The sequence below is a fragment of the Kitasatospora sp. NPDC050543 genome, from assembly GCF_044457565.1.
In the GTDB taxonomy this organism is placed as follows: domain Bacteria; phylum Actinomycetota; class Actinomycetes; order Streptomycetales; family Streptomycetaceae; genus Kitasatospora.
The window spans coordinates 1-22,263 of the sequence record NZ_JBITGZ010000023.1 but is presented as its reverse complement, the minus strand read 5'-3'; the positions used below and the strand labels follow the sequence as shown (position 1 = coordinate 22,263).

Genomic DNA, 22,263 nt, shown 5'->3' with positions numbered 1-22,263 from the left:
GCCTCACACCCCGGGCTCGGCCGCCAGGTGCCGCTCGGCCCGGTCCCGCTCGGCCACCGCGTCCTCCGTCATCGCCCGGTCCGTGTAGACCAGCGGACGCTCCGCCTCGGTGATGATGTGCTTCACCACCTGGACGTTGCCGTTCACGTCCCAGACCGCGATGCCCGGCGAGAGGGTCGGGATGATCTCCACCGCCCAGCGCGGCAGGCCCAGCACCCGGCCGGTCGCCCTGGCCTCCTCCGCCTTCTGCATGTAGATCGTCCGGGTGGAGGCCATCTTCAGGATCGCCGACGCCTCCTTCGCCGCCGCGCCGTCCACCACGTCCGACAGGTGGTGCACCACCGCCACGAAGGAGAGCCCGAGCCGGCGGCCGAACTTCAGCAGCCGCTGGAACAGCTGGGCCACGAACGGGCTGTTGATGATGTGCCAGGCCTCCTCGACCAGGAAGATGCGCTTCTTCCGGTCGGGCCGAATCCAGGTGTGCTCCAGCCAGACACCCACGATCGCCATCAGGATCGGCATCGCGATCGAGTTGCGGTCGATGTGCGAGAGGTCGAAGACGATCAGCGGGGCATCCAGGTCGATGCCGTCCGTCGTGGAGCCGTCGAACATCCCGCGCAGGTCACCGTCCACCAGCCGGTCCAGCACCAGCGCCACGTCCAGACCCCAGGCCTGCACGTCGTCCACCGCCACCCCGAGCGACTCCACCGAGGAGAGTTCGGGGTTGCGCAGGGTGGTGATGATGTCGTCCAGCACGGGCTGACGGTCGGTCACCGTCGCCACCACATGGGCGTGCGCGGCCTTCAGCGCGAAGCCGGCCCGCTCCTCCAGGCCGCGGCCCATCGCCACCTCGATGATGGTGCGCAGCAGCGACAGCTGGCCCGTGGTGGTGATCGCCGGGTCCAGCGGGTTGAGCTTCACCCCGCCGTCACGGGCCGCCATCGGGTCCAGCCGGATCGACTTTATGCCCAGCGCGTTGGCGATCAGGTTCCATTCCCCGACGCCGTCCTCGCCCTGCGCGTCCAGCACCACCACCTGCCGGTCGCGAAAGCGCAGCTGCCGCAGGACGTACGTCTTCTCCAGCGCCGACTTGCCGTTGCCCGACTCGCCGAGCACCAGCCAGTGCGGCGCCGGCAGCTGCTGGCCGTACAGCTGGAAGGGGTCGTAGACGTACCCCTTGCCGCTGTACACCTCCCGGCCGATGATCACCCCGGAGTCGCCCAGCCCCGGCGCGGCGGTGGGCAGGTAGACCGCCTGCGCCTGCCCCGTCGAGGTGCGCACCGGCAGCCTGGTGGTCTCCACCTTGCCGAACATCAGGCTGGTGAAGGAGTCGGTGAGGTTGCCGAGCGCCATGACGGGGGGCCTCCAGGGGGAATCAGCGAGGGATCAGTGGCGGATCAGCGGCGGATGCCCGTGGCGAACGGGAGGGTGTTGACGAACGCCCGGTGGTGCTCGCGGTCGCACCACTCCAGCTTGAGGTAGCTCTTGCCGGCCGACGCCCGGATGGTCCGCTTGTCCCGGGCCAGTGCCTCCGGACTGCGCGAGGACACCGTGATGTAGCCGACCAGGTTCACCCCGGCCGCGCCCGAGGCCAGGTCGTCACCGCGCTGGTCCACCCGGCCGGTGTGGGCCAGGTCGCGCGGGTCGACCGTACGGTTCATCTTCGCGGCCCGGCTGGCCTCCGCCTCGTCGTTCGTCTTCTCCGTCAGCATCCGCTCGATCGCCACGTCGGTCGGCTCCAGGTCCATGGTCACGGCCACGGTACGGATCACGTCCGGGGTGTGCACCAGCAGCGGCGCCAGGAAGTTGACGCCGACCGGCGTCAGCGGCCACTCCTTGATCCAGGCCGTCGCGTGGCACCACGGCTCGCGGGTCGCCGACTCCCGGGTCTTGGCCTGGAGGTACTGCGGGTGCGTGGCGTCCAGCTCGGCCGGCCAGGCGTTGCGCTGCGACATCGCCTGGAGGTGGTCGATCGGGTGGTCCGGGTCGTACATCGAGTGCAGCAGCGAGGAGAGCCTGGCGTGGCCCAGCGGCTGACGCACCCTGATGTCCGCCTCCGCCAGCCGCGCACAGATGTCGGTCAGCTCACGCGCCATCACCGAGGCCAGCCCGTCGTCGTCCCTGGCCCGCCGGCCGTTCGCGGTGCGGCCCATCGCGTGCGCCTCGGCCGCGAGGTCCCGGGTGTAGTGCATACAGGCGACCAGGTAGGCGCGATGCTGCTCGGAGGAGGTGGAGACCATCGACTGCAGCTGGTCGTAGGAGTCCTGGAGCCAGCGCGGCGCGGCGTGGTCACCGCGCCGTTCGACATCCTTGGCGTGCGCGTCCGGGTCCGCGGGCAGCGTCCGGGCCAGGATCTGCAGCCTGGTCACGAAGCCGTCGCCGTTGGCGACATGCTTGAGCAGCGTGCCGAACCGGTCGACCAGCGTCTCCTGGTCCTCGGAGTCCCGCAGGCCGACGCCCGGCCCCTCGATCTCGATCGCCGCGGTGACCGTCCGGCGCTCCAGGTGCATCAGCACCCCGACCTCGTCCGGCCCGAACGGCGCCGACAGCCACCGCAGCCGGCCCACGCCCGGCGGCGGGCCGACCTCGACCTCGCGGCCGTCCAGCCCCGTCCCGGCCTCGACCACGTTCGACTGCCAGACGGCCCGCCCACTGCGCACCGTCCGGCGGTAGGTGCGGTTGATCTCCACCCACTTGTAGAAGGTCCGCCGGCGGTACGGCACGTACACCGCCATGATGGCCAGCAGCGGCAGCCCGACCAGGCCCGCGATGCGCAGCGGCAGGATCGGCATCAGCAGGCCCCAGAGCATGCCGAGGAACGCCCCGAAGATGATCAGCACGACCTCGCCGGACTCCCGGTTGCGGCCGATCGGGGCGTTCGGGCGGGACTTGCCGATCAGATAGGTGCGGCGCTGGTGCACATACGGCTGGGCGTACTGGGCGCCGTACTGGCCGTCGCTGCTCACTTACCCCTCACCCCCCCTTCGCTGGATTGCTGTCGCGGATCGGGGCCGGAGCGGCCGCCTGCGGCGGGGGCGCCGGGGCGCGGGTGGCGTGCGCCGCGATGCCCGGGGCCACCGAGGAGCCCCCGGCGCCGCCGGAGCCCGAGGCGTTGGCGGCCTGCGGGCCGCCGCCGCGGGCGCCGTGGGTGCTGATGCCCTGCTTGACCAGGTTCGCCGTGCCGTTGATCGTCGCCGAGCCGGCCCGGACCGCACTGGCCCTGGCCTGGCGCATGTTCATCATCTCGTCGCCGAAGCCCGGCACGAAGCGGTAGACGGTGGCGCTGGCGAAGATCGACAGGAACAGGATCGACAGCCCGGACAGCACCTTGGCGAAGTCGTCGGTGGCGCCGGCGCCGGTCGCGACCGCCCCGGCCAGCCCGAGGATGATCACGATGATCGGCTTGGCCAGGTCCACCGCGACCATCACGCCCGCCCAGCGGCGCACGTGCTTCCACAGCTGCTTGTCGACCAGCCCGGCGTAGACGGCGGTGCCCAGCAGCGCGCCGACGTACAGCATCGCGGCGCGGATCAGCAGCTCGATCCAGAGCACGGCGGCGGCCAGCACGGCCACCAGCGAGACGATGATCAGGATCAGCGGGCCGCCGCCCGTGTCGCCCTTCTCCAGGGTGTCCGCGAAGCCCCCCAGGTAGGTGCCGGTGTCGGACTTGGTACCGGCGGCGATCGCCGCCGTCAGGCCGTCGGTGGCGCTGACCACCGTGTACAGGATCAGCGGGGTGAAGGCGGAGGCCACCACCGTCAGCCAGAGGAAGCCGATCGCCTCGGAGAACGCCGTGGTGAGCGGAGCCCCCCGCACGGCGCGCTTGGTGACGGCGAGCAGCCAGAGCACCAGGGTGATGATCGTCGAGCCGGCGAAGACCACCGCGTACTGCTGGAGGAACGAGGCGTTGGTGAAGTCGACCTGGGTGGTGCCGTCGATCGCGCCGGAGAGCTTGCGCACCACCCAGCCGGCCGCCTGGGCGCAGCCCTTGGCGAGCGAGCCCAGCGGGTCGGTGACGCTGCCGACGGTGCCGCTGCCGGGGATGACGACGGCGCCGTTCGGGGCGCATCCCGCGTCGCTGCCGGGGATCGGCAGGCCGACCGTCTGGCAGGGCGCGGGGGTCGGCGTCGGGGTCGGCGTCGGGGTGGCGGTCGGCGAGGGCGGCGCGGCGAACACCCGCTGGGCGCCCAGCAGCGCCGCCAGCTGGACGGCGGCGAGCGCGCCGGCCAGCGCGCCGGCCCTGCGGGCGGCCGGCCGCACCGCTGGTCGCCCGGCGGAACCGCCCGCACGGCCGGCGGGACGGCGGACGGTGGGCCGGGTCGCGGTGGGCCGGGTGGCGGTGGGCCGGGCCGCGGTAGGTCGGGTGGCGGCGGTTCGGGTGGCGGACGGGTCAGCGGGCAAAGCGGAACCCCCCGTACTGCTGGACGGCACCGGTGATCTCCTCGGCGGTAGCGGCCTGCTGGTCGCCCGGCACCGGGGCAGGGCCCTCCCGGCTGGCGTAGTCGGTGAGCTTCCAGTCGCTGCCGGTCCAGCGCAGGCTGAGCGTGAGGGTGAACCAGTTCGCCGCCACCGGCCGGGTGGAGCGCTCGCCCGCCAGACCGGTCAGCCTGGTGCTCCAGACCTCGACCTTGGTCTCGGCGTCGCCGTAGCCGACCGACTTGGTGCCCACCGGGATGGTCCGGCTGACGAAGGTGAGGCCCTTGGGCGCCCTGCCCTGCGCGTCCAGCCCGTAGCGGGCGGCGGTGTCCCCGTTGAAGCCCTGGTCCAGCCGGCTCTGCAGGGCGGGCTCGGCGGCCGGGTCGGCGACGGTGCTGACGGTGGTGTGCCGCGCGTCGGTGCGGAACATGTCGGCGCTGCCGAGCGCGACGGCGAAGTTGGCGGCCGCCGACTGGGCGCCCTGGTCGGTGTGCGGGTAGCCGTTGGCGATCCCGTTGCTGGTGGTGCTGACGGGCTCCTGCCCGCTCGGCTCCAGGCTCGACCCGGCGCCGGCCGCGCCGCTCGCCCGGTCACCGGAGGGCGCGGTGGCGCCGCCGCCCCGGTCGGCCTTGCCCCGGTTGGCGATCGAGATCGCCACGACCAGCAGGGTGACCACCGCGAGGACCGTCAGCAGGGTCCGCACCGGCCTGGCCTGACGCGCACTCACCGGGTAGGAGGACTGTTCTCCGACCGGTAGCCGCGTACGGGTGTGCGGCTGGTCGTCGGACAACGGCACGGCGGCCCTCCTGGTGCGGGGAGCCTGGTGGCGGCTCCGGTTGGGCTCCTCCGGCCCGCTGGTGGGCTAGGAGGGCGGACTCCTGGCGGGACTCCTGCTGGGACTCCCGGCCGGCACGGCCGGGCCGACGGCGACCGGCGCGGCAGCCGGACTGTCCGATCGTCAGATGGCCATGCCGTACACAATGGTGAACAGGGTGCCCAGTGATCCAATGATGAACACGCCGGTCAGCCCGGCGATGATCAGCCCCTTGCCCTGTTCGGCGCTGAAGGTGTCCCGCATGGCGGTGGCGCCGATCCGCTGCTTGGCCGCGCCCCAGACCGCGATGCCCAGGCAGCCCAGGATGGCCACGGCCATGACGACCTCCACCATCACCCGGGCCTCGGACCCGAGAGTGGCGAACGGCCCCCAGTCCGGGGCGATCCCGCCGATGATGGTGTCGATATTGGCTTTCTTCGGTGGGTCCTCGGCCAGGTGGCCGATCGCAAAGCTGTCCACGCTGCTCAGGTTCATTTCCATCTCACCGCCCGATCAGGCAAATTCAAGGCCCCCGACCCCTTCGCGCGAAGGGCCGGTACCTATTCTTGGCCAGATCTGATGTCGACTTGGCTGCTTCTCGCGGATTGGGTCGTGAGGTATGGGACACGTACGCCAGGATGTCCATCGTACGAAGGATAGCGCTCACTCTTTGTATCTCTGATGATTGCGCTGAGCAACGCCTTCCGGGACACTTCGACTGACGACTCGTCGGGATGGTGCTGATGGTACTCCGGAAGGCCGGTACGGCCGCCGCTGCCGCAGGAGTTGCCGCCTTCGGCTTCGTCGGGCTGATCACCATGGGCACCTACGCGGCCGGCGGCACCCCACCGGCCTCGTCCAACCAGATCGGCCTCTCCGCCGGCACCGTCCCCGCCGCCTACCAGGGCCTGATCCAGCAGTGGGGCACGCACTGCCCCGAGATCTCCCCGCCGATGCTCGCGGCCCAGCTCTACCAGGAGAGCGGCTTCGACCCCTCCGCCCGCAGCCCCGCCAAGGCCTACGGCATGGCCCAGTTCCTGGAGAGCACCTGGGCGACCTACGGCGTGGACGCCAACAACGACGGCAAGAAGGACATCTGGGACCCTGCGGACGCGATCGCCTCCGCCGCGACGTACGACTGCGCGCTCGCCCGGGACGTCGCCAAGGTCCCCGGGGACCGCCAGTCCAACCTGCTCGCCGCCTACAACGCGGGCCCGTACGCGGTGATAGAGGCCGGCGGGGTGCCGCCGTTCAAGGAGACCCAGGGCTACGTCCGCAGCATCAAGGCCCTGGCCCGCAGCTTCGCCGCGCCCAGCGGCACCCTGGAGGTCTCCGCCCAGGCCGCCGGCGCCATCTACTTCGCGCAGAACGTACTCGGCACCCCGTACCTCTGGGGCGGCGAGGGCCTGCCCTCGCAGGGCGGGCGCTTCGACTGCTCGGGGCTGACCCAGGCGGCGTACGCCAGCGTGGGCATCACCCTGCCGCGCGTGGCCAACGACCAGTGGTACGCCGGGCAGCACCCCTCCCGGGACCAGCTGCGCCCGGGGGACCTCGTCTTCTTCGCCAACGACCTGAACGACCCGCGCAGCATCCACCACGTCGGCATCTACGTCGGCGGCGGCTACATGATCAACGCGCCGCACACCGGCGCGGTGATCCGCTACGACAAGATCGACACCAGCGAGTACATCGGCGCCACCCGGGTGACCGCCGACGGCGCCGAGGCCCTGCCGGTGCGCGGCGCCGACGGCAGCATCACCGGCAAGGGCTGGCCGGGCACCCAGGGGACCCCGGCCCCCGCCGCCACCACCCCGGCACCCGCCGGGCCCGCCGCGGCGGCGGCCGCCGCACCCCCCGGCGCGCCGGCGGCCCGCGCGAAGACCTGAGCGGGCCGAGCGGGCCGAGCGGGTCATCGTGTGAGTACGACGTGGACGCTGAGTCAAGTTTCCATAACCGCGCGTTTCCGTGGAACGCTGTGCCCCGGCTATGACGTTGTGTCCGGTGGTTCTGTGTCAGCTCGCTGAGCTGGGCCGACCCCGGCGGGAACCACAGGTGCAGCAGACCAGAAGGAGGTGCGGCGTGCCGACGCCGCTTGCCGACCCGAGCAACCCGGACCTCGGCCTGCTCTACGCCATCAACGGCCTCGCCAAGTCCTCACCCGCCTGGCTGGACAGCCTGGTCTCCTGGATCGGCGAGTACGGCATCCTGCTGGGCCTGGCCGCGCTGGGCCTGACCGGCTGGCTCCAGGCCCGCCGCCGGCCCGACGCCCCGGTGGCCGTCGCCGGGCTGCTCTGGGCGCCGCTCGCGGTGGCCGTCGCCGAGCTGGCCAACCTGCCGATCGCCGCTATCGTGCACCGGCCGCGCCCCTTCGTGGACCACACCGGCCTGGACGTGCTGGTGGAGGGCAAGGAGGGCACCTACTCCTTCGTCAGCGACCACTCGACGATGTCCATGGGCATCGCGGTGGCCCTCTTCCTGGTGAACCGAAGACTCGGCTGGATCGCCGGCGGCCTGGCGCTGCTCCAGGGCTTCTGCCGGATGTACATGGGCGTGCACTACCCCACCGACGTCATCGGCGGGTTCGCGCTGGCCACCGCCGTGGTGCTGCTGCTCGCCCCGATCGCGATGGCCGTCCTGGTGCCGCTCTGCCACGCGCTGGCCCGTACCCCCGCCGCCCCGCTGATCAGGGCCAAGGGCAGCGGTGGCAACGGCGGTGGCGGTAGCGGCAGGTCCGGCGGGAACCGGCCGGGTGGGGGCCGGCGACGGCGCGCCGCCCGGCCCGCCCCCGCCGGGGAGAAGCCGCACGAGTCGGACCTCGCGGCCTAGGCCTGGCCCCGGGCACGACGGCACGGTCCTGGGGGGAGCCGCCGACGGGCCCGCTCGCGGCGGCTCAGACGTGACCCGGGGCCCCGGACGCGGCGAGGTGGGCCGCGCCCTCGCGGCGGGCGAGGTCCCGGGAGCGTCTGGCCGGGGAGTACCAGCCGCAGCTGCATCTGGCGAAGCAGAAGGATCCGCGCTCGGAGATCTCCACGCGGTGCTCCGACGTGAGGGCGGCGCCGGACAGCGGCGGCAGCTCGATGTGCACGTGCCTCACCGTAACGCGCTACCCACCCGGCGCGCGACGGCGTCCGCGCGCCGGGTACCGCGTAACCGGCTCGCGCCCAACTCGTTTGACCGGCAAGAGCTCTGCCCACCCGGGGTGGTGGCTTTCCGGGCAGTCGGGCCCGAGGGGGTTGTCGCGCGAATGAACAAGCCGAACCAGCGCCGGCTGGTGTCACAGCTCCGGTCGGCGGCCCGGGCCGCCGTGCTCACCGCCGCCATGGGCGGCCTCGCCGCCTGCGCGGGCGGCCCCGGCGCGGCCTCGGCGGACGAGCGGAGCCCCGTCGCCGACCAGCTCGCCGCGGATCCGCTGGCGGCCGTACGCGGCACCGCCGACATCACCGGCCGCACCGGCTCCGCCCGCGCCGCCACCGAGCTGGTCACCGAGTCCGCCGAGAAGAAGGCCTCCTTCACCGGCGCCGGCGGGTACGACTACGTGAAGCGGATCGGCCGGCTGGAGGTCGCCGTGCCGCCCGGGGCGGCGACCTCGGGCAAGATCGTCGAGGTGGTCCTGCCCGGCACGGTGTACCTGCAGAACAGCGGGGCCAGGATCCCCGAGGGCAAGTGGGTGAAGCTGGATGTCCGTCAGCTTCCCGACGGGAACCTGGTGAGCAGCGGCGCGACCGACCCGGCCAGCGCCGCCGGAGCCCTGCGCGGCGCGCAGAAGGCCGAGCTGGTCGGCTCCGAGACGGTCGCCGGGGTGGCCCTCAAGCACTACCGGGGCACCCTGGACCTCATCAGGGCCGCCGAGGCGACCGGCGGGCGCGGCGCGGACGGCCTGCGGACGGCGGCCCAGACCTTCACCGCCAAGGACGTCCCGTACGAGGCCTGGCTGGACCCGCAGGGGCGGCTGCACAAGGTGGTGGAGGTGTTCTCCTTCGCCGGGGTGGCCGGCTCCAAGGAGGCGAAGGACCAGGTCAAGGTCACGTCGACGGTCTCCCTCTCGGACTTCGGCAAACCGGTGGACGCCGCCGAGCCGGCGCCGACCGACATCTACTCGATGAAGCCCACCGAGCCGGCCAAGTAGTCCACGCGGGCCCGCCGGGGCGCCGTCCCACCCGTTTCGGCTGCACGGAGATGGCCCGTCCGTGCCATGTGGACGCGCTCCGGAATGCCTAGGCTGGCTGACGGGTGGCTGCCGCCCGGGCTGTCAGGGCGCTGAAGGGGTGGTGCAGGTGGTGTCGTCCTCAAGCGGCCGGGAAGGCGGCCACGACGACGCGGCCCTCGACGAGATCGAGCTGGCCGGTGAGTTGATGATCGCCGCGACCGCCAGCACCGGGGAGCGGCTGCCGACCGAGCGGATCGACGAGGTCCTGCTGGAGCGCCCCGGCCAGGCCGCCGCCGGGCCCGCCGACCCATCGCGACCAGCACAACCGGTGGAGCCGGTACGGCCGCAGCAGCCCGGGCGGCCGCCCGCGGGCTGACGCGCCGGCGCAGCCGACGCCGCCCGCCGTCCAGGCCTGCCGACGCCGCGGCCTCAGCTGCGCAGCAGCCGGCCGATCGCGGCCGTGGCCTCGGCGACCTTGGCCTCCAGCTCGGCCCCGCCCTCCTCGGCCGCGGCCGCCACGCAGTGCCGCAGATGCTCCTCCAGCAGCGAGAGCGCGAAGGCCTGCAACGCCTTGGTACTGGCCGAGACCTGGGTGAGCACGTCGATGCAGTAGACATCCTCGTCGACCATCCGCTGCAGCCCCCGGACCTGCCCCTCGATCCGGCGCAGCCGCTTGAGGTGGGCGTCCTTCTGCGCGCTGTACCCGTGCGGCCCGGCGGGTGTACCGGAGTGCGGCCCCGGGTGCGCGCCGGTGTCCGCGGCCGGCTGCGGCACCGGCTGCGCCTCGGGCTGCATGTCGGGTTGCGTGTCCGTGGTGGTCATCCGGCCCGCCTTCGTAGGGGTGGCTGCGTCGGCCTCCAGTGTCCAACACCGGAGGTCCGGACGGTGTTCCTCCGTACGGGCGGCGCCCCGCAGCCCCGGCGCAGCGCAAGGGTGTTCCGGGCGAGGTTCCGTCAGACTGGTGGCTCATGTCGCCAGCTGGGTATACCGTCCGGCAGACCGGCCGCGGCGGAGTGGAAGAGGAGTCTCCGGTTCACCGCCGTCACCCCGTTTGCGCAGTTCCGGCCGCTTGCACCTAGCATCGTTCAGTCCCTACCCCGCACATCGGAGATTTCCGTGCGTTTTAGCCTGACCCCGAAGGAGACGAGCTTCTACGACATGTTCACCGCCGCGGCGGAGAACCTGGTCGTCGGATCGAAGCTCCTGCTGGAACTGCTGGGATCAGACGTGTCGGCCCGCGCGGAGATCGTCGAGCGCATGCGCGCCGCCGAGCACGCTGGTGACGACACCACCCATGCCGTGTTCCACCAGCTGAACTCCTCCTTCATCACGCCCTTCGACCGTGAGGACATCTACAGCCTGGCGTCGTCGCTGGACGACATCATGGACTTCATGGAGGAGGCCGTCGACCTGGTCGTGCTCTACGACATCGAGACCCTTCCCAAGGGCGTGGAGCAGCAGATCGAGGTGCTCGCCCGGGCCGCCGAGCTGACCGCCGGGGCGATGCCGAACCTGCGCACCATGTCCAACCTCACCGAGTACTGGATCGAGGTCAACCGACTGGAGAACCAGGCGGACCAGATCCACCGCAAGCTGCTCGCGCACCTGTTCAGCGGCCAGTACGAAGCCATCGAGGTGCTCAAGCTGAAGCAGGTCGTGGATGTGCTGGAGGAGGCGGCGGACGCCTTCGAACACGTCGCCAACACGGTGGAGACCATCGCCGTCAAGGAGTCCTGACCAGCGTGGACACGGCAGCACTCATCGCCGTCATCGGCGTTGCCTTCTTCTTCACGTACACCAACGGCTTCCACGACTCGGCGAACGCCATCGCGACCTCGGTCTCCACCCGGGCGCTGACGCCCAGGGTGGCGCTGGCGATGGCCGCGGTGATGAACCTGGCGGGCGCCTTCCTCGGTACCGGCGTCGCCAAGACCGTCTCCGAGGGCCTGATCGAGACGCCGTCCGGCCCCCAGGGCATGACCGTCCTGTTCGGGGCCCTGGTCGGCGCGATCACCTGGAACCTGACCACCTGGTACTTCGGCCTGCCCTCGTCCTCCTCGCACGCGCTCTTCGGCGGCATGGTCGGCGCGGCACTGGCCGGCGGCACCGAGGTGATCTGGAGTGGCGTGATCGACAAGATCATCATCCCGATGATCGTCTCGCCGATCGTGGGCCTGCTGGCGGGCTATCTGGTGATGCTGGCGATCCTGTGGATCTTCCGCCGGGCCAACCCGCACCGGGCCAAGCGCAACTTCCGGGTCGCGCAGACCGCCTCGGCCGCCGCGATGGCGCTGGCGCACGGTCTGCAGGACGCGCAGAAGACGATGGGCATCGTCGTCCTGGCCCTGACCATCTCGGGTCACCAGACCACCCAGGAGATCCCGGTCTGGGTGAAGATCTCCTGCGCCACGATGCTCTCGCTGGGCACCTACGCGGGCGGCTGGCGGATCATGCGCACGCTCGGCCGTAAGATCATCGAGCTGGACCCGCCGCAGGGCTTCGCGGCCGAGAGCACCGCGGCCACGATCATGTACATCACCTCGTACGTCTTCAAGGCGCCCATCTCCACCACCCACGTGATCACTTCGGCGATCATGGGTGTCGGGGCCACCAAGCGGATCCGCGCGGTCCGCTGGGGCGTCGCCAAGAACATCGTGCTCGGCTGGTTCATCACCATGCCGGCCGCCGCGCTGGTCGCGGCCGTGGCCTACTGGATCACCGATCTGATCTTCGGCTGACGCCGCCACCACAGCCGGAAGGGCCCGCCCCCACATCTCGGGGGCGGGCCCTTCCTCACGCTCCGCGGCGGCACCGCCATGCAGCACCACGGAGCAGTCCTGGTACGGCGCTCGGCTCAGCCGAAGCGACCGGAGATGTAGTCCTCGGTCGCCTGCACCGAGGGGTTGGAGAAGATCCGCTGGGTGTCGTCGAGCTCCACCAGCTTGCCGGGCTGGCCGACGCCCGCCAGGTTGAAGAAGGCGGTGCGGTCGCTGACGCGGGCCGCCTGCTGCATGTTGTGGGTCACGATGACGATGGTGAACTGGGACTTCAGCTCGCCGATCAGGTCCTCGATGGCGAGGGTGGAGATCGGGTCCAGGGCCGAGCAGGGCTCGTCCATCAGCAGCACCTGGGGCTCGACCGCGATGGCGCGGGCGATGCAGAGCCGCTGCTGCTGGCCACCGGAGAGGCCGGCGCCCGGCTTGTTCAGCCGGTCCTTGACCTCCTTCCAGAGGTTGGCGCCCTGGAGGGACTTCTCCACCACGCCGTCCAGCACCGACTTCTTCTTCACGCCGGCGAGCTTCAGCCCGGCCGCGACGTTGTCGTAGATCGACATGGTCGGGAACGGGTTCGGGCGCTGGAAGACCATGCCGACGGTGCGGCGCACGGCCACCGGGTCGACGTGCGAACCGTACAGGTTCTCGTCGTCCAGCATCACCTTGCCCTCGACGCGGGCGCCGGGGATGACCTCGTGCATCCGGTTGAGGGTGCGCAGGAAGGTCGACTTGCCGCAGCCCGACGGGCCGATGAAGGCCGTCACCGAGCGGGGCTCGACGGTCATCGAGATGTCCTCGATGGCCTTGGTGTTGCCGTAGTAGGCGGACAGTCCGCTGACGTCGATGCGCTTAGCCATGATCGTTCGTCTTCTCTCGTCTTCTTCGTACGTCAGTCGGTCGTCAGTGCCCGGCCTTGGGCGAGCGCCACCGTGCGATGCCCCGGGCGATGAGGTTGAGCCCCATCACGAAGGCGATCAGCACCAGTGCGGCACCCCAGGCTCGGGCGTACCCGAAGTCGTTGTTCACCACGGCGTACTGCTGCCAGATGTACATCGGCAGCGACTGCTGCGGGTCCTTGAACGGATTGCTGTTGATCACGTCCGAACCGAACACCAGCATCAGCACCGGGGCGGTCTCGCCCGTGATGCGGGCGACCGCCAGCATCACGCCGGTGGTGATACCGCCGATCGCGGTCGGGATCACGACCCTCAGGATGGTCTTCCACTTCGGCAGACCGAGCGCGTACGAGGCCTCCCGCAGCTCGTTGGGAACGAGCTTGAGCATCTCCTCGGTCGAGCGTACGACGACCGGCATCATCAGAATGGCCAGCGCGAGGCTGCCCGAGAAGCCGGAGTAGTTGAAGCCGAGGGCGAGGTTCCACAGCGAGAGGATGAACAGACCGGCGACGATCGACGGAACACCCGTCATGACGTCGACGAAGAAGGTGACCGCCTTGGCGAGCCGGCCACGGCCGTACTCCACCAGGTAGACGGCCGTCAGCAGGCCGATCGGCGCAGCCATCGCGGTGGCCAGCGCGACCTGCTGCAAGGTCCCGATCAGGGCGTGGTAGATGCCGCCGCCGGGGCCCGCGGAGCGCACGCCCTTCATGGAGTGCGTCAGGAAGTAGGCGTCGACGACCGCGATGCCCTGCTGGATCGTGTAGAACGTCAGCGTGGCCAGCGGGACGACGGCCAGCACGAACGCGACCCAGACCACCGAGGTGGCCAGCCGGTCCTTGGCCTGGCGGCGACCCTCGACCCGGGCCGAGATCACATAGCTGATGATCACGAACAGGATGGCCGAGATCAGGCCCCACTGGATGTGGCTGGCCAGGTCGAAGCCGACGCCGATGGCGCAGCCCAGCCCGATGGACAGGGCGGCGATGGCGGGCGGGGCCCACTTGGGCAGCCGCGCGGCGGTCAGGCTGCGAGGCAGCGGCCGGGAGTCGGCCGCCGGAGCGGTGGTGGTCACAGCACTCATCCGTTGGCCCCCGAGTACTCCTTGCGGCGCGCCACGATGATCCGGGCGGCGCCGTTCACCACGAGGGTGATGACGAACAGGACGAGGCCGGAGGCCATCAGCGCGTCGCGGCCGAAGGGCTGGGCCTCGCTGAACTTCAGCGCGATGTTCTGCGCGAAGGTGCCGCCACCCGGGTCGAGCAGGTGCAGCGAGAGGATGCTGTTGGAGGAGAGCACGATCGCCACCGCGATGGTCTCGCCGAGCGCGCGGCCCAGGCCCAGCATCGAGGCCGAGATGATGCCCGGCCGGCCGAACGGCAGCACGGAGGTGCGGATCATCTCCCAGCGGGTCGCGCCGAGCGCGAGCGCCGCCTCCTCGTGCATCCGCGGGACCTGCCGGAAGACCTCACGGCTGACCGCGGTGATGATCGGCAGGATCATGATGGCGAGCAGGATGCCGACGGTGAGCAGGTTGCGCGGCGTGGTGCCGACCCGGCTCTGGTCGAAGATGTACGTCCAGCCCAGGTACTGGTCCAGCCAGCTGGTCAGGCCGTCCAGGTGCGGGACGAGGAACAACGCGCCCCACAGGCCGTAGACGATGCTCGGCACGGCGGCCAGCAGGTCCACCAGGTAGGCGAACGGCTGGGCGATCCGGCGCGGCGCGTAGTGCGAGATGAAGAGCGCGATACCGATCGCCACGGGAACGGCGATCACCATGGCGATCACCGCGCTGACGATGGTGCCGAAGGCCAGCACCGCGATGCCGAACACCGGCTTCGGCGCGTCCGGCGTCCACTCGAAGGTGGTGAGGAAGTTGCCCTCGTTCTTGGACAGCGCGATACCCGCGCGCCAGGTCAGGAAGCCCGCGATGGCGGCCATGATGACCAGCAGCAGGATGCCCGAGCCCCGGGCGGCGTTGAAGAAGATCTTGTCGCCGAACCGGCTGTCTTTCCGGCGCAGGCGGGCCCTGCCGGGTGCGGCAGGGGGAGATGAGGTCATTGGTGTACTCCGGTCTGGTGGTGCTGCCCCGAGGGGGCGGCACCATGGCGGCGGTGCCCCGGACGTTGTTCTCGGTCGATGTTCACCGGCGGGCGGCCCCGGCCCCCCTCACCCACGGGGCCGCCCACCGGTAGCACTGCAGGGTCAGGCCAGGGTCGGGATGACCGCGTTGACCTTGCCGGTGAGCTCCTTCGGCAGCGGCACGTAGCCGGCCTCGCCGATGGCCTTCTGACCGGCGTCGCTCGCGCCGTAGGTCAGGAAGGACTTCAGGGTCTCGAGGGTCTCGGCCTTGTTGCCCTTGTCACACACGATCTCATAGGTGACCAGGACCAGCGGGTAGGAGCCCTCGTCCTTGGTCGCGTAGTCGAGGGTCAGCGCCAGGTCGCTGCCGGTGCCCACGATCTTCGCCTTGGCGAAGGTGTTGGCGGCGTTGGCGGCGGTGGCCTCGACCGGTGCGGCGGCGCCGGTGTTGATGGCGGCGCTCTTGAGGTTGTTGGTCTGGGCGAAGGAGAGCTCGGCGTAGCTGATCGAGTTCTTGACCTGCTTGACCTGGGCCGCGACACCGGCGCTGCCGTTGGCCGACTGGCCGCCCTTGCCCGCCCAGGTCTTGCTGGCGGGGTAGGACCAGGCGCCACCGGAGGCCTTGGCCAGGTACTTGGTCAGGTTGTCGGTGGTGCCCGAGTCCTCCGAGCGGTGGAACGCCTGGATGTCGGCGTCCGGCAGCTTGGCGTCCTTGTTCAGGGCGACGATCGCCGGGTCGTTCCACTTGGTGATCTGCGAGTCGAAGATCTTGGCGACGGTCGGGCCGTCCAGGACCAGCTTGTCGACACCCTCGACGTTGAAGACGATCGAGATCAGGCCCGCGACCATCGGCAGGTTGATGCCCTGGCCGCCGGTGCAGACCGCCTTGGTGGCGTCGGCCTCGGCCGGCTTCAGCGCCGAGTCGGAGCCCGCGAACGCGACCTTGCCCTGGGTGAACTGCTGGATACCCGCGCCCGAGCCGCCACCGCCGTAGTTGATCGTGCTGCCGGAACAGGCGGCGCCGAAGTTCGTCTTCCACACGTCGATGGCGTTGGCCTGCGCCGTGGAACCCGCGGCGACCAGCGAGCCCGCCTTACCGCAGGCGATGGCCGCGGCCGAGGTGGACGAACCGGTGCCGGAACCGGTGCCGGCGTTGTTGCTGGTGTTGTCGTCCGAACCGCAGGCCGCGAGCGACAGCGAGCTGACGAGCGCCATGGCACCGATGGCGAGGGCCTTGGAGCGGCCGTTCCGCTGGAGCTTCACAGGGTGTCCCTTTCTGAGGCAATTCCGGCGCCCGGAGCGTGTCTGAACACGTGTGACGGCGCTGGTGCTGCTGTGGTCCGGGGCCCGTTCGGCCCTCCGGTAGACCCGAAGTTAGGGCGGGCAGGTGACGCGTCACCCGGTCGCAAGTGAACGGGGAGTGAACCTCGCACGGATGGCAGGAAACAGGGCCAGGTAGTAACGGTTGCGTCACGAGCAGGGTGCGGCTAGATCACCGCGCCGCCGGGTCCGCCCACCACGCCACCGGGGGCGCCCCGGGCCGGAACTCAGGCCCCGCGGGTCTTCCCGGCCTTCTCCGCCTTCTCCGGCCGCTCCGCCTTCTGCCGCACCGGCCGCGCCCCCAGCACCTCCAGCAACGCGTCCACCAGCACCCGGTCCCGCTCATGCGTCAGCCGCGCCCGCGCCTTGCCCGCCGGCAGCCACTCCAACCGGTCCACCTCACGGTTGGGGGTGAACGACCCGGCCACCGGCACCGCCGCCCAGTACCGCACCTCCTTCGGCCGGCCCTGCGCCAGGTAGTGCTGGGCCGGCAGCTCCACCCCCAGCACACAGCGCATCCCGGTCTCCTCCCACACCTCCCGCAGCGCCGCCTGGGTCCATCCCTCGCCCGCGTCCAGCTTGCCCTTGGGCAGACTCCAGTCGTCGTACTTCGGCCGGTGGATCAGCGCCAGCCTCGGCCGGCCGATCCGCTTGCCGCCCTTCTTCGCCCGCCCCGGCAGCCACAGCACCGCCCCCGCCGCCAGAATCGTCTGGCCGCGCCCCGACTTGCCCGCACCCCGCGCCGCGTCCTGGTGCGACTGCGCCGCCGACGGCGGCCACCCGGGCGCCCCCTGCTTGGCCTCCCGCAGCCTGCGGCGCTGCTCCGCCCCGCCCGCGACCGAACGCCGGCCGGCCACCGCCATCCGCGCGGCGCCCATGCTGCCGTCGTCGCCGTACTCACTGCTCAGGCGGTTGCCCATTCATGCCATCCGTGGTGCTGGGGGCTCCTCCCAGCCGTCGATGCTGGGCGAGATGTCCGGCCACTGGCGGCCGAAGGCGTACCGAGCCGCCTCCACCTCCAGTCGTTGATCAGCATGCACCACTCCCAGGACGTACGCCGTTGCCGGGGTGATCCTCGGCGTGCGCGCCGCCGTCGCGGCGTGCGCGGCCGCGTCCGCCGCGTCCTGGTGCAGGGCCAGCGTCACGTCCAGCGCGTCCAGCCCCTCGGCCGGGCGCGCACACACCTCCAGCGCGTAGCGGGCGCGTTTGAGCAGGATCCGCACCTGGTGCCAGGGCTCGTCGTCGGCGGCCATCAGCGCGTCCGCGTCCAGCGCACCCCGGGCCGCCGGCACCGAGCCGAGCCGGCGCATCCCGTCCCCGCCGTACGGCGTGGCGGCCCGGTGCAGCGGCAGCCGCTCGGCGCCGGCGCCGAGCGCGGCCAGCGCCGCCGTCGCCTGCGGCAACAGCACCACCGCGGCCCGGCCGTCCGCCTGCGCCAGCAGCGGTACCTCCCCCACCAGCAGGGTCATCCGGTCCGCCAGCGCGTGCAGCCGCGCCGAGCGAAGCTCCTGGAGAACGCTGGAGTGCACCCGGGTACGGGCCAGCGTCAGCTGTCGGTCGAGCAGCGCCCTGGCCTTGGGCGCCCCCGCGTGACCCGCCAGCATCCCCGGCCCGCGCAGGCCGGAGCCCGGCTCGGCGCCGCTCAGGGTGTCCAGTGCGCCCAGCAGCCGGGCCGAGCGGCGGACGTAGCCCGGCTCCTGCGCCAGCAGATTGAGCAGCCAGCGCAGCTCCGTCCGCGACTCCTGCGCCCAGGCGGGCTCGAAGGTCGCGGCGAAGGTGTGCAGCACGCCGCCGATCCGCCGGACCGCCCGCAGCAGATCCTCGGTACCCGCCGAGCTCGCCGCCACACTGCCGGGTCTCGCGCCGACCTCGCCGACCGCCTGCGGCAGGGCTCGCAGAAACGCCCCCGCCTGGGCGGTCAGATGGCTGGAGAGGATCTCCCCGGCGGTCGCTGTGGACGCCGCCAGGGCCGTCATCTGCGCATCGGTCATGGCTTGGTGAATCCCCGTCCCCCCGAGGACGCTCGCCCCGGGGCTTGGTGGCCGACTGCTCAGCCGTCGGTAGGGCCTGCGAAGAAGCCTGCGATGGAGCCCCCGGCCGGCCTCACCGGCTCACCGCCGACGCCCGGCGGCGCTGGCGGGAGTCGATGAGCAGGTCCTGCACATGCCGCAGCCGCCGTCCGTCGGCGTCCTGCGAATGCCGCGTCCAGGACCCGTCGGGCCCCAGATGCCAGGACTCCGTCTCGTCCGAGACGCCGAGGTCGATCAGCTCGGAGAGCTCGGCCCGGTGCGCCGGGTCGGCGACCCGCACCAGCGCCTCGATCCGGCGGTCCAGGTTGCGGTGCATCATGTCGGCGCTGCCGATCCACACCTCCGGATCGCCCCCGTTGCCGAAGACGAAGATCCGCGAGTGCTCCAGGAACCGCCCGAGCACGGACCGGACCCGGATGTTCTCGCTCAGCCCCTCCACGCCCGGCCGGATCGCGCAGATCCCGCGCACCCACACGTCCACCGGCACCCCGGCCTTCGCGGCGCGGTACAGCGCGTCGATCACGGCCTCGTCGACGATCGAGTTGACCTTCATCTTCACCGACGCCGGGCGGCCGGCCCGCAGGTGGTCGATCTCGCCGTGGATCCGCGCGATCAGCCCGTCCCGCAGCCCGCGTGGCGCGGTCAGCAGCCGCCGGTAGGACTCCCGGCGGGAGTAGCCGGAGAGCCGGTTGAACAGGTCCGAGAGGTCCGCCCCGACCTGCGGGTCGGAGGTCAGCAGGCCGATGTCCTCGTACAGCCGGGCCGTCTTGGGGTGGTAGTTGCCCGTCCCCACGTGCGAGTAGCGCCGCAGCGTGTCGCCCTCCTGGCGCACCACCAGCGACAGCTTGCAGTGCGTCTTCAGCCCGACCAGCCCGTACACCACGTGGCAGCCGGACTCCTCCAGCTTGCGCGCCCACTTGATGTTCGCCTGCTCGTCGAACCGCGCCTTGATCTCCACCAGGACCAGCACCTGCTTGCCGGACTCGGCCGCGTCGATCAGCGCGTCGACGATCGGCGAGTCACCGGAGGTCCGGTAGAGCGTCTGCTTGATGGCCAGCACGTCCGGGTCGCCGGCCGCCTGTTCCAGGAAGGCCTGGACGGAGGTCGAGAAGCTGTCGTACGGGTGGTGCAGCAGGACGTCCCGTTCACGCATCGCGGCGAAGATGTCCGGCTGGGAGGCCGACTCCACGTCGGTCAGGCCGCGGGCGGTGCCGGCGATGAACTTCGGGTACTTGAGCTCCGGACGGTCCTGGTCGGCGATCCCGAACAGCCCCGTGAGGTCCAGCGGCCCCGGCAGCGGGAACACCTCGGCCTCGGTGATGTTCAGCTCGCGCACCAGCAGGTCCAGGATGTACGGGTCGATGGACTCCTCGACCTCCAGCCGGACGGGCGGGCCGAAGCGCCGGCGCATCAGCTCCTTCTCCAGCGCCTTGAGGATGTTCTCGGTGTCGTCCTCCTCCACCTCCAGGTCCTCGTTGCGGGTGACCCGGAACGCGTGGTGGGCGAGCACCTCCATCCCCGGGAACAGCTCCTCCAGGTGCGCCCCCATCACGTCCTCCAGCGGCACGTACCGCTGCGGCGAGGCCTCCAGGAAGCGCGAGAGCGACTGCGGCACCTTCACCCTGGCGAAGTGCTTGTGACCGGAGACCGGGTTGCGGACGACGACGGCCAGGTTGAGGCTCAGCCCCGATATGTACGGGAAGGGATGCGCCGGGTCCACCGCGAGCGGCGTCAGGACGGGGAAGATCTTCTGCCGGAAGAGCGTGTGCAGCCGCGCCTGCTCCTTGTCCGCCAGCTCCGACCAGCGCACCAGCTCGATGCCCTCGGTGGCCAGGTCCGGCAGCACGTCCTGCTGGAAGGCGGCGGCGTGCCGGGCCATGAGCTCCCGCGAACGCCTCCAGATCAGGTCCAGCACCTCGCGGGGCTGGAGCCCGGAGGCCGAACGCTGGGCGACCCCGGTGGCGATCCGGCGCTTGAGGCCCGCCACCCGCACCATGAAGAACTCGTCCAGGTTGCTGGCGAAGATCGCCAGGAACTTCGTGCGCTCCAGCAGCGGGATCTGGGGATCCTCGGCCAGTTCCAGCACGCGCTCGTTGAACGCGAGCCAGCTGCGCTCACGATCGAGGAAGCGTCCCTGCGGCAGCTCCTCGAACTCCTGCTCGCCGTCCGGCAGGGGCTCCGTGGGCAGCCCCAGCGCGGAGGACATCCGTGCCGGTGACGGCAGCGGGACAGAGACGGGGCGGGGAACGCTCATGGGCTCCAGCTCCTCCAGCAGGTCGCAGTCCGGGTGACTCGGTCGGTCCTCGTCCTCATGCAGTACCGGCTCCCGCGCGCCCGGCAGAGCCGGGTGCGGGGCCTGGTCAGGGTCGGCCTCCGGTGTGAGGCCTGCCTGCTGCCGGCCGGCCACGGGGTTTCGGCCGACGCTGCGCGAGCGAGACACTACGGACTTCATCCTGTGATCTTCGCGGCGGTAATTGAATCCACGGTAAACACCGCATGGCCGGGAGGAAAGCTGAGTCGGTCAGGGCCGGGGCCGCCGGGTGGCGGACTCGCGATCCTCGCGGTGCTGCACGCGGTACATCAGGTCCACCTCGTGGATGGTGAATCCCAATCGTTCATATACCCGCACAGCGGCCGGGTTGTCGGCATCCACGTAAAGAAGTACGGTCTCCAGCCCGCGGTCCACGGCCAGGTGCCGAAGGCCCGCCGCCGTCAGCGCGCGGCCCAGGCCGCTGCCCTGCTCGGCGGGGTCGACCCCGACCACGTACACCTCGCCCAGGGCCGGCTCGGTGTCGGTCGCCGGGTGCACCTTCGTCCAGTGGAAGCCCACCACCCGTTCGCCGCGGGTGGCCAGGAAGAAGCCCGCCGGGTCGAACCACGGCTCGGCCACGCGGTCCGCGAGATCGCGCTCCGTCCAGGCGCCCTGCTCGGGGTGGTGGGCGAAGGCCAGCGCGTTCAGCCGCAACCACTGCGCGTCGTCCGCCCCGGGACGGAAGGTACGCAGGGTGATGCCCTCGGGCAGCGCCACCCCGGCCGGGCCGGCCTCGGCCTCCCCCGCGCGGGAGAGCCCGCGGCGCATCTGCCGGAGCTCGCGGACGAGCTCGGCGCCGTAGTGCTCCGCGAGGTGGCGGGCCGCCGGGTGGCCGCCGTGTGCCCAGAAGTCCACGTACTCGCCCTCGGCCTCGTCGAGAACGGTGTCGATCAGGTGCCGCCCGAAGCCCCGGCCGCGGAAGGCCGGCGCCACCGCCAGCTCCGCACTCGGGACCGCGCCGGGGGCGGACTCGTCGAGCTGCGCATAGCCGGCGTCGGCCTGGAGCGGGTCGGCGAGGCCGTTACGGCGCTCCTCGAACTGGATGAAGTGGGTGACGCCCGGCCTGGCGACGTCCGAGGAACGCAGCCGCAGCCGCCCCTGCTCGGAGACCGCCTCCCGACCGTCCTCCACCTGCGCGGCGGCCAGCACGTGCAGCGCGCTGTCCCGCCAGCCCGACCGCAGCACCGGACCGGCGACGATCCCGCTCTCCCCGATCCCCGGCGCCCTGAAGTAGAACCGTTCCCGCGCGGGGCTCGCCCCTGTCTCAGCATCCATGACCTGACCCTACGTCACGGCCGCCGGACGGCTGCCGGGGGCGGATTCGCCGGGATTCCCGGCCGGAAAGCCTCCGGAAATGCAGCCCCCAAACGCAGCAGAGCCCGGAAACGCAGAGAACCCCCACCCGGAATCGGGTGGGGGTTCTCTGTGAATGATTGTTCGGCGGCGTCCTACTCTCCCACAGGGTCCCCCCTG

Annotated in this window: 21 protein-coding genes; 6 read left to right on the top strand and 15 right to left on the bottom strand. The window is 71.4% G+C overall.

Translation table 11 applies throughout. From position 1 onward, the window contains the following. Positions 1-3 precede the first annotated feature (3 nt). The 5 genes from ACIBH3_RS25180 to ACIBH3_RS25160 all read right to left on the bottom strand — a co-directional run bounded on the left by ACIBH3_RS25180 (position 4) and on the right by ACIBH3_RS25160 (position 5,725). Positions 4-1,353, bottom strand: a complete 1,350-nt coding sequence (locus ACIBH3_RS25180) for an ATP-binding protein (RefSeq protein WP_396314335.1) — start codon at positions 1,351-1,353, stop codon at positions 4-6. Positions 1,354-1,397: 44 nt separating this feature from the next. Beyond that, positions 1,398-2,966, bottom strand: coding sequence for an SCO6880 family protein (locus tag ACIBH3_RS25175; protein ID WP_396314334.1), 1,569 nt, complete (start codon positions 2,964-2,966; stop codon positions 1,398-1,400). A gap of 7 nt (positions 2,967-2,973) precedes the next feature. Beyond that, positions 2,974-4,260, bottom strand: a complete 1,287-nt coding sequence (locus tag ACIBH3_RS25170) for a hypothetical protein (protein ID WP_396314333.1) — start codon at positions 4,258-4,260, stop codon at positions 2,974-2,976. A gap of 130 nt (positions 4,261-4,390) precedes the next feature. Further along, complete coding sequence (locus ACIBH3_RS25165; RefSeq protein WP_396314332.1) at positions 4,391-5,212, bottom strand: hypothetical protein; 822 nt, start codon at positions 5,210-5,212, stop codon at positions 4,391-4,393. A 162-nt stretch (positions 5,213-5,374) separates the two neighbouring features. Then, entirely contained in the window at positions 5,375-5,725 is a 351-nt protein-coding gene (locus tag ACIBH3_RS25160; protein ID WP_396314331.1) for a hypothetical protein, read from the bottom strand. Between the two features lie 248 nt (positions 5,726-5,973). Between ACIBH3_RS25160 and ACIBH3_RS25155 the strand changes: the two genes are divergently transcribed. Next, positions 5,974-7,116: an NlpC/P60 family protein gene (locus tag ACIBH3_RS25155; RefSeq protein WP_396314330.1), complete on the top strand. Its 1,143-nt coding sequence runs from the start codon at positions 5,974-5,976 to the stop codon at positions 7,114-7,116. Between the two features lie 193 nt (positions 7,117-7,309). Next, the gene (locus ACIBH3_RS25150; RefSeq protein WP_396314329.1) at positions 7,310-8,056 is read left to right on the top strand and encodes a phosphatase PAP2 family protein; all 747 of its coding nucleotides are present in this window, start codon (positions 7,310-7,312) and stop codon (positions 8,054-8,056) included. A gap of 64 nt (positions 8,057-8,120) precedes the next feature. Here the strand turns inward: ACIBH3_RS25150 and ACIBH3_RS25145 are convergent, their stop codons facing one another. Continuing rightward, positions 8,121-8,315, bottom strand: a complete 195-nt coding sequence (locus tag ACIBH3_RS25145) for a hypothetical protein (RefSeq protein ID WP_396314328.1) — start codon at positions 8,313-8,315, stop codon at positions 8,121-8,123. 159 nt (positions 8,316-8,474) lie between these two features. Between ACIBH3_RS25145 and ACIBH3_RS25140 the strand changes: the two genes are divergently transcribed. Both ACIBH3_RS25140 and ACIBH3_RS25135 read left to right on the top strand, forming a co-directional pair. Continuing rightward, positions 8,475-9,356: a hypothetical protein gene (locus ACIBH3_RS25140; protein ID WP_396314327.1), complete on the top strand. Its 882-nt coding sequence runs from the start codon at positions 8,475-8,477 to the stop codon at positions 9,354-9,356. A gap of 148 nt (positions 9,357-9,504) precedes the next feature. Further along, on the top strand, positions 9,505-9,753 hold the full coding sequence (locus ACIBH3_RS25135; protein ID WP_396314326.1) for a hypothetical protein: 249 nt from the start codon (positions 9,505-9,507) through the stop codon (positions 9,751-9,753). Positions 9,754-9,806: 53 nt separating this feature from the next. On the opposite strand, the gene ACIBH3_RS25130 is transcribed toward ACIBH3_RS25135, so the two are convergent. Next, positions 9,807-10,199 (bottom strand): metal-sensitive transcriptional regulator, encoded by a 393-nt coding sequence (locus tag ACIBH3_RS25130; protein ID WP_396314325.1) that lies wholly within the window; start codon positions 10,197-10,199, stop codon positions 9,807-9,809. Positions 10,200-10,493: 294 nt separating this feature from the next. Here ACIBH3_RS25130 and ACIBH3_RS25125 point away from each other — a divergent pair, with 294 nt between their 5' ends. Continuing rightward, on the top strand, positions 10,494-11,114 hold the full coding sequence (locus ACIBH3_RS25125; RefSeq protein ID WP_396314324.1) for a DUF47 domain-containing protein: 621 nt from the start codon (positions 10,494-10,496) through the stop codon (positions 11,112-11,114). Positions 11,115-11,119: 5 nt separating this feature from the next. After that, on the top strand, positions 11,120-12,115 hold the full coding sequence (locus ACIBH3_RS25120; protein ID WP_396314323.1) for an anion permease: 996 nt from the start codon (positions 11,120-11,122) through the stop codon (positions 12,113-12,115). Positions 12,116-12,231: 116 nt separating this feature from the next. On the opposite strand, the gene pstB is transcribed toward ACIBH3_RS25120, so the two are convergent. From pstB to mshD, 8 genes are all read right to left on the bottom strand, one after another. Further along, entirely contained in the window at positions 12,232-13,008 is a 777-nt protein-coding gene (gene pstB / locus ACIBH3_RS25115; RefSeq protein ID WP_396314322.1) for a phosphate ABC transporter ATP-binding protein PstB, read from the bottom strand. A gap of 43 nt (positions 13,009-13,051) precedes the next feature. Continuing rightward, positions 13,052-14,131 (bottom strand): phosphate ABC transporter permease PstA, encoded by a 1,080-nt coding sequence (pstA, locus tag ACIBH3_RS25110; protein ID WP_396314321.1) that lies wholly within the window; start codon positions 14,129-14,131, stop codon positions 13,052-13,054. Then, a complete protein-coding gene (gene pstC, locus ACIBH3_RS25105) occupies positions 14,128-15,108 on the bottom strand; it encodes a phosphate ABC transporter permease subunit PstC (protein ID WP_396314320.1) in 981 nt (326 codons plus the stop codon). The genes pstA and pstC overlap by 4 nt, the downstream gene beginning before the upstream one ends. Positions 15,109-15,252: 144 nt before the next feature. Beyond that, the gene (gene pstS / locus ACIBH3_RS25100; RefSeq protein ID WP_396314319.1) at positions 15,253-16,392 is read right to left on the bottom strand and encodes a phosphate ABC transporter substrate-binding protein PstS; all 1,140 of its coding nucleotides are present in this window, start codon (positions 16,390-16,392) and stop codon (positions 15,253-15,255) included. A gap of 284 nt (positions 16,393-16,676) precedes the next feature. Next, entirely contained in the window at positions 16,677-17,156 is a 480-nt protein-coding gene (locus ACIBH3_RS25095; protein ID WP_396314425.1) for an NUDIX hydrolase, read from the bottom strand. A 213-nt stretch (positions 17,157-17,369) separates the two neighbouring features. Further along, positions 17,370-18,440, bottom strand: coding sequence for a CHAD domain-containing protein (locus ACIBH3_RS25090; protein WP_396314318.1), 1,071 nt, complete (start codon positions 18,438-18,440; stop codon positions 17,370-17,372). 112 nt (positions 18,441-18,552) lie between these two features. Then, complete coding sequence (locus tag ACIBH3_RS25085; protein WP_396314317.1) at positions 18,553-20,733, bottom strand: RNA degradosome polyphosphate kinase; 2,181 nt, start codon at positions 20,731-20,733, stop codon at positions 18,553-18,555. 267 nt (positions 20,734-21,000) lie between these two features. After that, complete coding sequence (gene mshD / locus ACIBH3_RS25080; RefSeq protein WP_396314316.1) at positions 21,001-22,065, bottom strand: mycothiol synthase; 1,065 nt, start codon at positions 22,063-22,065, stop codon at positions 21,001-21,003. Positions 22,066-22,263 lie beyond the last annotated feature (198 nt).

What these genes read in the sequence shown, in the direction of transcription:
- ACIBH3_RS25180 (WP_396314335.1), bottom strand. Translation starts at nt 1,353, where the DNA reads ATGGCGCTCGGCAACCTCACCGACTCCTTCACCAGCCTGATGTTCGGC.
- ACIBH3_RS25160 (WP_396314331.1), bottom strand. Translation starts at nt 5,725, where the DNA reads ATGAACCTGAGCAGCGTGGACAGCTTTGCGATCGGCCACCTGGCCGAG.
- ACIBH3_RS25155 (WP_396314330.1), top strand. Translation starts at nt 5,974, where the DNA reads ATGGTACTCCGGAAGGCCGGTACGGCCGCCGCTGCCGCAGGAGTTGCC.
- ACIBH3_RS25140 (WP_396314327.1), top strand. Translation starts at nt 8,475, where the DNA reads ATGAACAAGCCGAACCAGCGCCGGCTGGTGTCACAGCTCCGGTCGGCG.
- ACIBH3_RS25130 (WP_396314325.1), bottom strand. Translation starts at nt 10,199, where the DNA reads ATGACCACCACGGACACGCAACCCGACATGCAGCCCGAGGCGCAGCCG.
- pstB (WP_396314322.1), bottom strand. Translation starts at nt 13,008, where the DNA reads ATGGCTAAGCGCATCGACGTCAGCGGACTGTCCGCCTACTACGGCAAC.
- pstA (WP_396314321.1), bottom strand. Translation starts at nt 14,131, where the DNA reads ATGAGTGCTGTGACCACCACCGCTCCGGCGGCCGACTCCCGGCCGCTG.
- pstC (WP_396314320.1), bottom strand. Translation starts at nt 15,108, where the DNA reads ATGACCTCATCTCCCCCTGCCGCACCCGGCAGGGCCCGCCTGCGCCGG.
- ACIBH3_RS25090 (WP_396314318.1), bottom strand. Translation starts at nt 18,440, where the DNA reads ATGACCGATGCGCAGATGACGGCCCTGGCGGCGTCCACAGCGACCGCC.
- ACIBH3_RS25085 (WP_396314317.1), bottom strand. Translation starts at nt 20,733, where the DNA reads ATGAGCGTTCCCCGCCCCGTCTCTGTCCCGCTGCCGTCACCGGCACGG.
- mshD (WP_396314316.1), bottom strand. Translation starts at nt 22,065, where the DNA reads ATGGATGCTGAGACAGGGGCGAGCCCCGCGCGGGAACGGTTCTACTTC.